This window comes from Shewanella maritima (assembly GCF_004295345.1).
GTDB lineage: Bacteria > Pseudomonadota > Gammaproteobacteria > Enterobacterales > Shewanellaceae > Shewanella > Shewanella maritima.
Genome location: NZ_CP036200.1, coordinates 879,740 through 893,487 on the forward strand (window position 1 = coordinate 879,740; position 13,748 = coordinate 893,487).

Genomic DNA, 13,748 nt, shown 5'->3' on the forward strand with positions numbered 1-13,748 from the left:
CTTGTGCTTTTACTTGGATTATCTCAAATTTAACCTGATAGTTTACCGCTTTACGAGCGTTAGCTACCCGAGCAAAATTACTGCTTAATACCCTCAACTACTAACTCAAGATCCACATAGGCAGATGCAGGGCCAAGATCCATCTTCACACCGTAATCTTTCATCTTAAAGCGAGTAGTACCGGTAAAACCCGCGCGGTAGCCGCCCCAAGGATCTTTGCCCTCGCCCACCATTACAGCATCGATCGCCAACGGCTTAGTCACTCCATTAAAGGTAAAGTCACCATTAACCACCAGCTTACCGTTGCCTTTATCTTCAATTGATGTCGATACAAAGCTTGCTTGAGGGTGCTTGCTGGTATTTAAAAAATCAGAGCCGCGCAAATGCTTGTCGCGCTCAGCATGGTTTGAATCAACGCTTTTGGTATTAATCGTTACGTTGATTTTACCAGCAGCTAGATTGTCCTTGTCATAACTAAAGTCGCCAGAAAACTCATTAAAACGCCCCATCACGAAGCTGTAGCCCAAGTGGCTCACTTTGAATTGAATAAATGCATGGGCACCTTGCGTATCAATTTTGTAGTCAGCGGCATTAGCGCTAAACGATGCCCTAATAAACTGGTTGCGGCAACTAGGCCTACTATTGACTTACCAAAGAGTGATTTACCAAAGAGTGATTTTTTCATTGCTATTCCTTTATCTAAATTAATGAAACTGTGTTGTGGGGCTACGCCTACTTTTCTGGGCGTAGCATACGTTTAAGGGTGTTATCTTTGTCGACAAAATGGTGCTTAATCGCGCCTGCACCATGGACAACAACGAGTGCAATTAAGCTATAAGCTGCGTACTGATGAATTAACCCAGCAATATCGGCCTGATTTTCAAACAGCTGCTCTTTACCAAACAGTAAACCCGGTGATGGCAGCTCAAACCAATCAAAAACTAAAATTCCGCGGCCATCTGCTGTCGAAATCAAAATACCTGACACCATAATCGTGAATAACAGCATGTAGATAAGACCATGAGCAATGCTTGCCGCCTTTTGCTCCCAAGCTTTATGCTCTGCAGCTTTACTGACTTTAGGATTTAGCTGTTTCCAAGCGATTCGTATCACTGTTGCCAATAACAGCATCAAGCCGATACTTTTATGCCAATGAGGCGCTACCTGATACCACTTACTGTAATAAGTTAGTTCGACCATCCAAAAGCCAACCGCAAACAAGCCAATTACCGTAATAGCTGACATCCAGTGCAATCCTATGGCAACCCAGCCATAACCTTGATTTGTATTCTTGAACATTGAACTCCCTTTAACTCCTGCGCTTACTGCTAATAGCTGTGTGCATTTATTTAGTGTCTTGTTTAATTGTTGAACTCATTCTATAGACCCATTTTTTAGATTTAAATCGCAAAAATTCGCCATTAACATTCTATTTTTTAGAATTAAACTCTATGCAGTTAATCAAACATAAGGTTTGTACTCCCTAAAATAGCAGTCATAGGCGACACCAAGTAAGGCTGAGTAACATTGATTCAAATGCGGTGAATAAGCCTCAACACTAGCAACTGCAAGCTAAGCTAACCTTAAAACAGTTAAACACTGAACAATTTGCGCATTAACTAGGCTAACGACAATAAACCCATTAAAAAGCACTTGCACGATGAAAACCACCGCTATAATATGTGCGCACTCCAAACGAGACAGGGCTTACAAGCCACGGTCAATGTTTGAAGTAGACGACAAACACTGACGTTTGTTGCCCGAATAGCTCAGTTGGTAGAGCAGAGGATTGAAAATCCTCGTGTCCCTGGTTCGATTCCGGGTTCGGGCACCACTATTTAGCCGGCATAGCTCAGTTGGTAGAGCAACTGACTTGTAATCAGTAGGTCCCGAGTTCGACTCTTGGTGCCGGCACCATATACAACGAAGCCACTCAATCGAGTGGCTTTTTTGTTTTTTGCACTTAATTGCACTATTTGTAGTTCCACTGACTGCAACTAAATACCAATTGGGATAAATAAGTGTTCAGAGATTACGCAGGGAAAATCGCTTAGAACAAGGCGGAAATTGCAGCTAGCTAGTTGCCCTACCTACAAAATTTCTAACGAAGTTATAAGCCATTTTTACCAATAAAAAGTAACCAGTAAGAATGATCAAATACTTGTGCTAATTGGTATAACGTAGTTGATAGTCAAACGCCATATTCTGATAGCTACAGTAATCTTTATTTGTGTTATCAGACTCTATTACGCCACTTGCCTGTTGCCAATGCTCCGCCTTTGTTAGTGTTAACTCTATTTGCTTACCTTGAAAATGACTAGTAAACATTAGTGATTTGTCAGCAGAGTTACATAGGTTATGCGCCGCTTTTAGATAATTTTCACCCGCAAAAATATCATCAACTTCAGCGCTTCTTGACAACGTTACTGGCAAAGTGACGGACTCAGTGACTGAGGTGGTAGCTTTTACTTGCTCATCGCTCACGGAGGATGCTTGTTTCCAACTGGCAAAATCAATAGTTAACTTATCAGCTTGCAAACGCATGCGATCGTCTCGGGTAGCAAAATGAGTCAAAACTTGGTTTTTCTTGCCGCCATCAGCAAGTTTATTTTCAACAACAAACACACCAGTTTGACCAACAACCTGCATTTCAAGCTGCTCTTTAGACTGCCACGACACCACTAATGCAGTGGCTTCATCAACGCCAAAAGCAAATCTAGACTGAGTATCAGTAACCAACTTTACCAATCGCCCTTGCCTGCCGCGCTCAGAGAAATGGGTGTCCATAATGCCCCACTTGAACAGACCCATTCCGCCTTGACTGTTATAGGTTAAATCATCATTAAGTAGCTCACCACATTGGTTATCTTTATTGCAGCCAGCACTTGGCAACACATCTGCTTTCGCCCCTCTAAGTAGTGCAACTTCACTGCGGCCGTTAGTGATCATAGGAACCTGCTTTTGTTGATAGACGCCACCAGACATCACAGCTGTGCCTGCGCTAGTGCCGCCAACAATAAGCTGATTTTGCTCAAGCTGCTTACGAACGGCCTTCAGAAGCGCGTTGTCAGTCCCATCTTTGTTCTTAAACGCTTGTAATGTAAGCGACTGATCGCCGCCGTTGATAAATAAGCCATCAGCTTGTTCAATCGCATTGATAAAAGCTGCAGGCTCACGGCACCATTGTTGCTGGTTTAAATAATGATCGGGATACACAAACTTGCGCTTTATTGTGCCTAGTACCTCGGCTTGATATTGCTCCAACTGCGTACAACCAGCTACCTCGGTTCCTTGCTGTTGCCAGAGTGTATTTAGCGCAGCATCTATTGGCAACCAGCTGACCTCGGCGCCAGTTTCAGCGAACACACTTTGATAAAAATCTACCGCTTCAAATGGGTCACGCGCTGAAGCAGTCACCACTAGAATTTTTGGTTTAGTTCTTTGTTTTATTTTGGCTTTTACAGCTGCAAGTTGGGTGAAGCGATTAAACACTTCCTTTGAAAATGGATTGCGAGTATTAGCAACAGAGACCCGCTCTTGGCGACGAAAACCTTTGTCATCAACCAAACCAAGTTCTAGCGCATCTAACAGCAAATAAAACTCACGATCGGCCAGTTGATTAACCAGCTTTTTGCCCCATTGGCAAGCCATAAACTGCGTAACCGCGACTTGGTCAATACGCCAGGATTGTCACGGTGCATATCAATTAACAACCGCTTCAGCGAATGCTTTTGATGCTCAAGATGACCTTGTGCCCAATGTTGAAACAGGAAATCAATATTGTCTTTTGACACTTGATACAAGGGACGGGATTTGTCGGACTCGTGAATAAAATCATCGGATAAACATTGGATTGGAGACATAGATGAGCAAGTTTTTAGCCCTCCACCAACCAAAAACAGCTTGGCATTTTGACCAAACTCATCGGCAAAGCTGGAAAACGAGAAAACTAAACCGGCAAGAAGTATCGATGGCGTGCGCAGCATTTTTCAATTCCTTGTGTAAACATAATGTTGATAGAATTTTGCAAAAACGCTATTGACAACAAATTCTATCAGGGGTAATTCTAAAAAAAGAGAACGAAAAATTGCTTGCGCCAACAAGCATCCTATTCACCCATCTAGGGATGTCATAGACTCCCGAAGTTTGAGATAAGATATTTTTATATGTACAAGAAAGCATTCTCGCTATCAACATATTCTTATCAAAACTACTACCTTTCGGAGTGGTTTGACGAATAAACATTTGAAGCAAGCTATTGTTTCGAAGACGTTTTGTCATTCGTAGCTCACTATCTAAAAAATATTATTCATTTTTTATTTCCGCGCACGGCACAAAAATAGATCACAGGTGCGTCTGGAATTTAGGAAGGTAGATAACATGACTCTGTTCAAACCCAACACTATTGCCCTTGCGCTAGCTAGCCTTTGCTGTACCAACCTTACCTTTGCTGCAGAGCAAGATACCCAGCCGGTCGAAAAAATCACTGTTACTGGTAGTCAAATCAAAGGTGTCGATCTAGAAGGCATGCAGCCTATGGTGGTCATTTCAAGCCAAGATATTAAAGACTCTGGTGCTTCGACCATTTCCGAGCTTATGAGCCAAATCACCCAAACTCGCGGCGGTGAAGGTTCGTTTACCACATCAGAAAGTGGCGCTACATCTACCTCAACTCCTGCTGGGCAAGCTGCGGCCTCACTTCGCGGCTTAGGCCCAAGCTCCACATTAACGTTAATCAATGGTCGCCGAGTTGCTGCCAGTTCATTTGCATCAGGTACGCAGAACTTTGTCGACGTAAATAGCATTCCGCTAGCCGCAATTGAAAGAATTGAAGTCTTGGCAACAGGCGCGTCAGCAATTTACGGCGCCGATGCGGTTGCTGGGGTAATCAACTATATCCTAAAAACAGACTACCAAGGCGCTGAAGTCAATCTGTCTTATGGGAACAGCTTTGCCGGTAGCGACGAAGGCAGATACAACCTCAATGCGGTATGGGGCACAGAGCTACTAGGAGGCAGGTTAACCCTGTTTGGCGACTACTATGACCGTAATAGCTTTGACGCCCAAGACCGTGACTTTACCCGCAATCCAGCCTTGGTAAGTAACTATTCATATCTACCAAAAAACACACCAAATATTTATTATTATTCAGCCGTTTCTGGCGACGAAATCGGCGCACCAAACTGTGCTACTGAACTAGTCACGACCGAGTATGGCGAACAAATTTGTGCTTATTACAGCAACCAAGATGACGAGCTGATAAGCGAGCTTGAAAGTGCTTCAACAGGATTTATCTTTACTAAAGACATCGGAGAGATAACCTGGAATACAGACTTTTTCTACAGCCGCACTAAATCTGTAGCGGTATCTTCCCCTGCACCAATTAACGATATCGATGATGGCGAAGGCCCATGGGTAGATGAGTCGGCTCTTGATGCGTTTGATGAACAAACACGTAATGACCTGCTCGACCAAATGTATATCGACCCTTTCCCTGAGCTAACGCAAGCAGGGCAGCAGCTATACGGTTTTCGATTTGATGCCCGCTTTGCATCACCTCGTACGGTTGAAGTTGAAACCAACGCATTTCGCTTAGTTTCCAGCTTAGAAGGTCAAATCAAAGGTTGGGACTGGCAAAGCGGGATCACCCTGTCGCAATCAAAATCAGAGCAACAAGCCATTGCTGGCATTTATAATCGCTATAAATACCACGCCGCGCTAGCAGGAGAGCTATGTAGCGATGGCACTATCGCAAGCTTTGACGGTAACGATTTGAGCTGCGCCAGTGGAGATTTAGTTGCCATGTACAACCCGTTTTTAACGGGTGATAGTTCCAATGACAGTGTCCTTGCCATGACGCAAGAACAGCCAACTCGTGATGGTAAGAGTACCGTTTATGCCTGGGATGCGAGCATTTCAGGGGAGTTATTTGAGCTCGGCGATAACTATGTCATGGCGGCTTTTGGCACTGAAATACGCAAAGAAGAAATCACTGACGTTCCTTCTGAGAATTCCCGTGCCCGCGCTGAAGATGAATACCTTGTTGATGTATTTGGCTTTGGCTCAAGTCTGTCAGAAGCGAAGCGTCAACAGTTTGCCGCTTTCGCCGAATTCCACATTCCACTTACCGACCGCCTAGAAATGCAGGTCGCAGGACGCTACGACAACTATGATGATTTTGGCGATACTTTTAATCCCAAAATCGGCTTTAGTTACCGCCCTGTAGACTCTTTGGTGTTACGTGGTTCATGGTCAACCTCATTTAGAGCACCATCGCTGACACAAGCTGGTGTAAAACTTAGAACCACCACGGCAACCTATGACTGCGGAGCCAATCAAGCGGTTGCGGACTTGTACTGCAGTGGTGAAAGCTTTGAGTCTAGCCCGAATGTACTTGAACTAGGTAACAAAAACTTACGTGCAGAAGAGTCTGAATCCCTTAGCTTTGGCCTCGCATTTAGTCCAACTCAAGACACTAACCTGACCCTTGATTATTGGCAATTTGAGCATGATGACCTTGTTGATACTGACATGACAGCCGTGCTTGATGCGGCAATTACCGACCATACGCTGCGCCATTGCGGCATCGTGCCTGAAGGACAAATGGGGATTTCATACGTTGAAGACCTATGCTTAGTAACGGACAATTCAGGCTTAACCATCGAGCAAGCTGGCGCAAACTTAACAGAGATCCTTGATGCATGGGTCGATTTCGATAACCCACGTGATGCTGAACTGCCACTATATCGCGACCATATCATTCAATTGCAAAACACGGGTAAACAAACCGTAAGAGGCATAGATCTGGCAATGAGCCATGATTTTGAATTCGAACTTGGCCGCTTGTCATTATCGCTAGATGCGACACATTATCTTGAGTTCGAGCGTAACAAGCCTGGCTCTGATGAAGTTGAAGAGTTAATTGGCACCTGGCGTTACCCGCAAAACATTGCCAATTTCAGAGTTGGTTGGGTACAGCAAGACTTCTACGCCAGTTTAACTGCGCAATACACTGACAGCTATGCCGATGACATTTCTGGGTTAAGAGGACGAAATATCGATGAGCTGGAAGATTTGGGTGAGTTAGATGCCAATGGCGAGCGAGATGTAGATTCATGGACAACAGTGCGCGCTAACCTAGGCTATGACTTTGATAACATGAATATTAATCTCACTATCAATAATCTATTTAACGAGAAACCATCTGTAGCTTATGGTTCGCGCCGCGGTTTTGATTCCATTAATCACAACGCCCTAGGTGCTAACTATAAAGTGTCATTTAGCTATTTCTTTTAGATAATCTGAACTCTGGTTAAATAACCTAACCACAACTTGCCTGGGCAATTCATTTGCCTAGGCAAGCTCTTTCCCTAGGCACCTGTTATATACACGCGACTGTTTGCGTTAGAATAGCCAACAAAAATAATTAAGAGTGCTCTCAATGACAGACCCAAAAAGCCAAGGCAGCGATAAAACCAAGTCGATTAATACCGAGCCGGTTAACTCTAAGTCGATGCCTGATGCCTTTATCATCTTATTCTTTGTCGTGTTAGTCGCGGCAATTGCGACCCACATTATCCCTGCAGGTAAGTTTGCCACCGAAATTAACCAGGATACGGGCAAGAAAGTGTTAGTCTCCGATAGCTATCAAGTGGTTGAAGACTTTCAAGGCGTACCGCTATTTGCCGATGGTGGCAACGCAGGATTTTTAAACTTTGCCTTTGAAGGCATGGTTTCAGGCGATAAATGGGGCTCTGCAATCGGGGTGATGATGTTCATCATTCTCACTGGCGGCGCCTTTGGTATCGTAATGAAAACCGGCTCCATTAATAATGGGGTGATAGCGCTTATCAGCAAAACGCAAAAGCTCGAAGTGTTGTTTATTCCCATACTATTTACCCTATTTTCACTGGGCGGCGCGATTTTTGGAATGGGCGAAGAAGCCATCGCATTTTGTATTGTGCTATTGCCATTAATGCTGGCAATTGGCTATGACTCTATCACCACTGTCATGGTCACCTACGTTGCCACCCAAATTGGTTTTGCCGCCTCATGGATGAACCCATTTAGTGTGGCAATTGCCCAAGGCATTGCAGATATACCTTTAATGTCTGGTATGGAGTTTCGCGTCATCATGTGGTTTGTATTAACTGCAATCGGTGTTGTATTCACCATGCGTTATGCGGCAAATATTAAGGCCAAGCCAGAGCTTTCAGCTAACTATCTAGTTGACAAAACCTATAAAAGCGAAACGCCAAGTACTGCTAGCACGTTTGATAAAACTGACACGGCCATTTTAGCGAGCTTTTTCTTAGCTATTATTTGGGTGATTTGGGGCGTAGTAGCTAAAGGGTATTACATTCCAGAAATTGCCAGTCAGTTTTTCACCATGGGCGTGGTCATTGGCTTGATTGCGGTAGTCTTTAAACGTCTAAGCGTGAATGAAGTTGCTGATGCCTTTAAACAAGGTGCTAAAGACTTATTGCCTGCCGCTATGATAGTGGGTATGGCCAAAGGCATAGTGATCATTTTAGGCGGCGATCAGGCCGATGAAGCATCGGTACTCAATACGGTTTTATACGGCGCTGCCAACGTCATTGGCGAACTACCAACAACCTTATCTGCACTGTTAATGTTTGTTTTTCAGTCAGTATTTAACTTCTTTATTGCCTCTGGCTCAGGGCAAGCTGCACTGACCATGCCACTAATGGCACCACTAGGCGATCTCGTTGGCGTAAGCAGACAAGTGGCAGTATTGGCATTTCAACTTGGTGACGGCTTAACTAACCTTATCATTCCAACATCGGCGTCGTTGATTGGCTGTTTGGGTGTTGCTCGTATTGACTGGTTGGTATGGGCTAAGTTTATCAGCAAGTTCATGTTACTTATCATGACTAGCGCCGCCCTATTTATTGTCGTCGCAGTGTTTATTAATTTCTCATAACGCTGCAGTTAGGACTATTTTATGAAACTTTTTAAGCAGGCAAGCGTGTTTGCCCCCAAAGAGCTTGGCGTCAAAGATGTATTGATTGCCGGTGGCAAGATCATCGAAGTCGCCGATGACTTGAGTCAGTTTGAGCACGATGGCGTTGAAGTCATCGACGCAAAGGGCAAGATTTTAACGCCGGGTTTTGTCGACTCTTTAGTACATATTACTGGTGGCGGCGGTGAAGGCGGCTATGGGACTCGCACCCCGGAGATGACCATCAATGAAGCCATTGAAGGCGGCGTAACAACTGTCATTGGTGTGCTAGGAACAGATTCAATCACCCGCTCGTTAGAAAACTTGCTTGCAAAAAGTTACGCCCTTGAAGAGCAAGGGATCAGCGTTTATAGCTACACAGGCTCATATCACTTACCTGCGGTGACTGTAACAGGTTCAATCACCAAAGACATTATGCTTATCGACAAGTTTATTGGCATTGGCGAGGTTGCCATTGCCGACCACCGTGGCTCGCAGCTTACTGTGCAAGAACTTGCAAAAGCAGCATCTGAAGCACGTGTTGGCGGCATGCTATCTAACAAGGTGGGAATTGTTAGCGTCCATGTGGGTGATGGCGAGTCTGGAGTTAGCCTTTTGCATCAAGTCGCTGAGCAGACTGACATTCCGCTATCGCAATTTTACCCAACTCATATCAACCGCTCTCAAGCATTGCTTGAGCAAGGCATTAAGTTAGCAAAAGCAGGCGGCGTGATTGATTTCACCACCAGCACCAATGAACAAATTCTGGCATCGGGAGAAGTAAAAGCTGCGCAAGCATTAGCCATTGCCCTTGAGCAAGGCGTGCCTGTATCGCAGCTCACTATGAGCTCAGATGGCAATGCTAGCCTGCCGGTATTTGATGAGGCTGGTAACTTAACTGATTTGCAAATTGGCGAGGTCAAAAGCCTGCATCAAGCCATGGTCGAAGCTGTACAGTGTTTTAATGTACCGCTTAGTGACGCACTTACGAGCATTAGCTTATCACCTGCGAATATCTTAAAGCTAAAAAACAAAGGGCAAATTAAGCCTGGGCTGGATGCTGACATTAACTTGCTATGCGCTGAAACCTTAACAATTGAAGCCGTTTATGCCAAAGGTAAACAGCTCGCCTAACCTTATCTAGCCTAACCCTGCCTGAATGTTGAAAGTGTAAAACAACAAAACGCCGACTAGCTCATTGAGTTAGTCGGCGTTTCTAATCCTACTTTGGTTAGCTTTTCAATCACTCAAGTAGTTAGAATCTCGCTTGTATAGAGATACCAGTTGAGTTTGTTCCCTCATTTATGCCTGTATGGGTATAACCGAGTTTAAGGCCGACATAATTGTTAAAGGCATATCGAATGGCAACCCCTGCCAAATAACTAAATTGGGTTTCTGTGTTGCTGTAATTATTGATAGGCTCGCTTTCATCGCACCCTTTGAAAATTATTCCGTCGTCAGGTTTACACGACCTAAAGTCAAATTTCTCAACTCCATAAACGCTGCCCATTGAAGCATCAAAATACCAATTCCCAGAAATATTGGCGCTATAAGTCGCCTCTAGTGAATATAATTTTGAACTGTAATCAGCTCTGAGTAACGAATCGTCTTTGAGTGAACTTGACGTGCACGCTCCAAACATATCCGTTAACCAGCAGCTTTCACCAGTGTGGGCTGCAAACTTTACTCCCCAATTCGGTGTAAACTGGTAACCTAAAGCGAGTCGAACCGAGATAGATTCTAAGCCAAAATCTAAGTTTTGGTAGCTAAAGTCATGATACTGAAAGTACTGAACACCAAACTCGACTAACCATTTTGGGGGAATTGAAGAACTAAGCTGTGTTGTTTCGTTTTGAGCTTTTGAGGTCGGTTTACTCGCCAACTCTATGTCAGCTGAAGGTTCAACCTGTTGTGCAAAAACACTGTCGCTATGTAAAACACTAGGCAACAATACTGCGGCCAATAAACCTAGTTTATTGTTCATATATTTCCTTATAAGAATGCTCCTTGAAAGCACTAGCCTACATCACTCTTTGGTAATTCACCACTTAAGTCATATAGATAGGAGAGTTTTATCCAAAGCCAGTGTCACTTCCCCCATTCGAGTAAGCGCTAGCTTTTTGAGCAGTTAACATTTTTAGTTTAAAAAACTAAAAAAAGCGCTTGCAGGATAAAATTCATATCTATATTATGTGCCCCACTTCGAAGGTGCAGTGCTCGTCATAAAATGAGTTGCTCAACTTTGAAGTAGACGACAAACACTGACGTTTGTTGCCCGAATAGCTCAGTTGGTAGAGCAGAGGATTGAAAATCCTCGTGTCCCTGGTTCGATTCCGGGTTCGGGCACCACTATTTAGCCGGCATAGCTCAGTTGGTAGAGCAACTGACTTGTAATCAGTAGGTCCCGAGTTCGACTCTTGGTGCCGGCACCATATAAAGAAACCACTCAATCGAGTGGTTTTTTTTCACCTGAAGAAACTGCAAAGCAGCCTTCAAAGCTATCAATTAGCGTCTTGCGGAATAACGTCCGGCAAATTGTTCTATGTAATTGCTAGAACAATCAATTACCTTACTTTATATTTAACAACTATGTAACAATATGTTTTGATATTGGCTTGCCCTACTTTTGCAAGCCACTCTTTATGAGACAAAGTGCTTTAGTTAAAAATCGGCACAGTAATTAGGCTAACCGACTCGGACAATAATAATGACAAATAAATCCAGTAGTGAATTAGTTATCCGCAGACTATATCAGATCACTCAAAGCCATCATCAGGGGTTTGAGCAGCAACTTTCTGAGTTGCTAAAAATGGGGCTTGAACGTTTTGAGCTAGATATTGGTATTCTTTCCAATATTGAAGGAGACAACTACCTAGTCGAGCACTGTGTCACACCCGATGATGTTTCGCTCAAGTCAGGTGATTGTTTCGATTTTGGTGAGAGCTATTGCAATATCACCTGCAAAGCGCAGGGACCAATTAGTATTGAGCACATGGGAAAAGATGATAAGTATGCCAGTCATCCAGCCTACAAGGCGTTTGGGCTTGAGTCGTACATTGGCATTCCACTACGTCTTAATGGTCAGCTTTATGGCACGCTTAACTTTTCCAGCCCAAAGCCATACACTCGCCACTTTAAAGAGGTCGACATTGACGCATTGCAGTTAATGGCATCTTGGATTGAAGTCGAGCTCATTCGCCGCGAGCAAGAACAACAATTAAAAGCATTAAACGAAGAACTGCGTCAGCTCGCTGATTTTGATTCGCTAACCGAAATCCCTAACCGTCGCGGTATGCGCAAAACGCTGCAAAAAGACATCAACAGGCTCAGTAGAGTCAAAGGCCAAGGCACACTAGCGCTTATTGACATTGACAACTTCAAGCAGCTTAATGACGCCTATGGCCATCAAACGGGTGATCAAGCGCTTACAGAGGTTGCTAAAGTGATTAACTCAGGGCTAAGAGATTACGATTTAGTCGCCCGCTTCGGTGGTGAGGAGTTTTTATTGTGGTTACCTGACACCCAGGAAAGTGGCTGTCAAAAAGTTAGCCGAAGAATTATGAATGATATTGGTCAAATCAAACTGACCAATAATCCAATCACAGTATCGATTGGCTCATGCAGCTTTGATTTTAAGGCAATGCTGCACCATTCATCCAGATCATTAAATATAGACAAGATTATTGACGATGCGATTTCCATTGCCGATAACGCCTTATATGACGCCAAAGCTCAAGGTCGTAACCGCTTGATTACTACTGAGCACCAATTTTAAAAACCTCTTATCCAAACTAAAGCTCAATGTCGAGCTTTGGCTGTGATGCGTGCTGCTGCAATTGATACTGTTTAAGCCAATGACGTACAGCGAAACTCTCAGCTCTCACAATAAAACGGTTTGCACTGGTTTGGGTGCAAGCCTCAATAATATCGCTACCATTAAACCACACCACACATCTATCGCTGTTGGTGCCACGCCTGCCGCTTAAAGAAACATAAATGCCCCGCTCGCCTTCTGTCATTTCACCTTTTCTCAGCTTAAAGCAGTAATCCTTATCATCATTTAACGGTAACTTGTCGTAGCAAAGCATTGGCTCAGTCATTATCTTATCTTGATATTGCTTTTCCAATTGCTGCATTTTCTTATCAGCTTGATAATTCGCTCCTTGAGTACAACTTTCTGACTTGCACTGAGCTAAATCACTCGCTAAACGCTGCTCAAGGTGCGAAAGCTTCACCTGCAGTTGATGCTGCCAGTAGCGCGATGATGCTTCTACAATGTTTTGATAACTAGCACTTTGACCATACTTGCGCGTTAATAATTCATACATAGACTCAAACGAGGTTAAGCTAGACTTTTGTCTGTGACTAGACAGAATATAATTGCTTGAGTAAATAACGTCAGAGCTATAGTCAGCCACTCCCAGGTTAATGCTTTCTGTCAGCTCAACACCGTTTTGGCTAACTTTACTCCCTAATGACACTAATCGCCCCTGACGCATGCTTTTGATAGTAAATTGCTTATCACATAGTTTCGCCATCGACTGATTCATATCATCCCCAATTGCGATGCCCTTTATCTTGAATATACTTTTAACATCGCTATTGACCCCTTGCGAAATCCAGGGCTTAAACACCCTTGGCGTATCACATTTTGCCAGTGCACTTTGCGTAAAAAAGGTAAGGCTAAGTGCGCACAGCATACAATAGGCAGGCGAAATAAAGCTAAGGAAACGCATGGTTAAACATCCAATGTTAGAGGCGACAATTACCTCAAACTAGCAGTAAA

Annotated in this window: 10 protein-coding genes and 4 tRNA genes; 8 read left to right on the plus strand and 6 right to left on the minus strand. The window is 43.8% G+C overall.

The genetic code is table 11. The features are described 5' to 3' along the window. Window positions 1-77 precede the first annotated feature (77 nt). Window positions 78-614 carry a YceI family protein gene (locus EXU30_RS03750; RefSeq protein ID WP_130597885.1) on the minus strand — a complete coding sequence of 179 codons (537 nt, stop codon included), beginning with the start codon at window positions 612-614 and terminating at the stop codon, window positions 78-80. Between the two features lie 118 nt (window positions 615-732). Beyond that, the gene (locus EXU30_RS03755; protein ID WP_130597886.1) at window positions 733-1,299 is read right to left on the minus strand and encodes a cytochrome b; all 567 of its coding nucleotides are present in this window, start codon (window positions 1,297-1,299) and stop codon (window positions 733-735) included. Window positions 1,300-1,758: 459 nt separating this feature from the next. Between EXU30_RS03755 and EXU30_RS03760 the strand changes: the two genes are divergently transcribed. Together EXU30_RS03760 and EXU30_RS03765 are read left to right on the plus strand one after the other, a co-directional pair. Next, window positions 1,759-1,834, plus strand: a tRNA-Phe gene (locus EXU30_RS03760). Window positions 1,835-1,841: 7 nt separating this feature from the next. Then, a tRNA-Thr gene (locus tag EXU30_RS03765) sits at window positions 1,842-1,917 on the plus strand. Between the two features lie 249 nt (window positions 1,918-2,166). Here EXU30_RS03765 and EXU30_RS03770 read toward each other — a convergent pair. Both EXU30_RS03770 and EXU30_RS03775 read right to left on the minus strand, forming a co-directional pair. Continuing rightward, window positions 2,167-3,651, minus strand: coding sequence for a cyanophycinase (locus EXU30_RS03770; protein WP_130597887.1), 1,485 nt, complete (start codon window positions 3,649-3,651; stop codon window positions 2,167-2,169). Continuing rightward, a complete protein-coding gene (locus EXU30_RS03775) occupies window positions 3,585-3,986 on the minus strand; it encodes a hypothetical protein (protein WP_130597888.1) in 402 nt (133 codons plus the stop codon). Before EXU30_RS03775 ends, EXU30_RS03770 begins: the two co-directional genes overlap by 67 nt. A 394-nt stretch (window positions 3,987-4,380) precedes the next feature. Between EXU30_RS03775 and EXU30_RS03780 the strand changes: the two genes are divergently transcribed. The 3 genes from EXU30_RS03780 (at window position 4,381) to iadA (ending at window position 10,096) form a co-directional block, all read left to right on the plus strand. Continuing rightward, the gene (locus EXU30_RS03780) at window positions 4,381-7,296 is read left to right on the plus strand and encodes a TonB-dependent receptor domain-containing protein (protein ID WP_130597889.1); all 2,916 of its coding nucleotides are present in this window, start codon (window positions 4,381-4,383) and stop codon (window positions 7,294-7,296) included. Between the two features lie 145 nt (window positions 7,297-7,441). Beyond that, window positions 7,442-8,944, plus strand: a complete 1,503-nt coding sequence (gene yfcC, locus EXU30_RS03785; RefSeq protein ID WP_130597890.1) for a putative basic amino acid antiporter YfcC — start codon at window positions 7,442-7,444, stop codon at window positions 8,942-8,944. Window positions 8,945-8,965: 21 nt separating this feature from the next. Continuing rightward, on the plus strand, window positions 8,966-10,096 hold the full coding sequence (gene iadA / locus EXU30_RS03790; protein ID WP_130597891.1) for a beta-aspartyl-peptidase: 1,131 nt from the start codon (window positions 8,966-8,968) through the stop codon (window positions 10,094-10,096). 121 nt (window positions 10,097-10,217) lie between these two features. On the opposite strand, the gene EXU30_RS03795 is transcribed toward iadA, so the two are convergent. Further along, complete coding sequence (locus EXU30_RS03795) at window positions 10,218-10,946, minus strand: outer membrane protein (protein WP_130597892.1); 729 nt, start codon at window positions 10,944-10,946, stop codon at window positions 10,218-10,220. Between the two features lie 289 nt (window positions 10,947-11,235). Here EXU30_RS03795 and EXU30_RS03800 point away from each other — a divergent pair. From EXU30_RS03800 to EXU30_RS03810, 3 genes are all read left to right on the plus strand, one after another. After that, window positions 11,236-11,311, plus strand: a tRNA-Phe gene (locus tag EXU30_RS03800). Between the two features lie 7 nt (window positions 11,312-11,318). Continuing rightward, window positions 11,319-11,394 (plus strand) — tRNA-Thr (locus EXU30_RS03805). Window positions 11,395-11,669: 275 nt separating this feature from the next. Further along, window positions 11,670-12,737, plus strand: a complete 1,068-nt coding sequence (locus tag EXU30_RS03810) for a sensor domain-containing diguanylate cyclase (RefSeq protein ID WP_130597893.1) — start codon at window positions 11,670-11,672, stop codon at window positions 12,735-12,737. A gap of 16 nt (window positions 12,738-12,753) precedes the next feature. Here EXU30_RS03810 and EXU30_RS03815 read toward each other — a convergent pair whose 3' ends face one another. After that, entirely contained in the window at window positions 12,754-13,512 is a 759-nt protein-coding gene (locus tag EXU30_RS03815) for a hypothetical protein (RefSeq protein WP_130597894.1), read from the minus strand. Window positions 13,513-13,748: the final 236 nt, after the last annotated feature.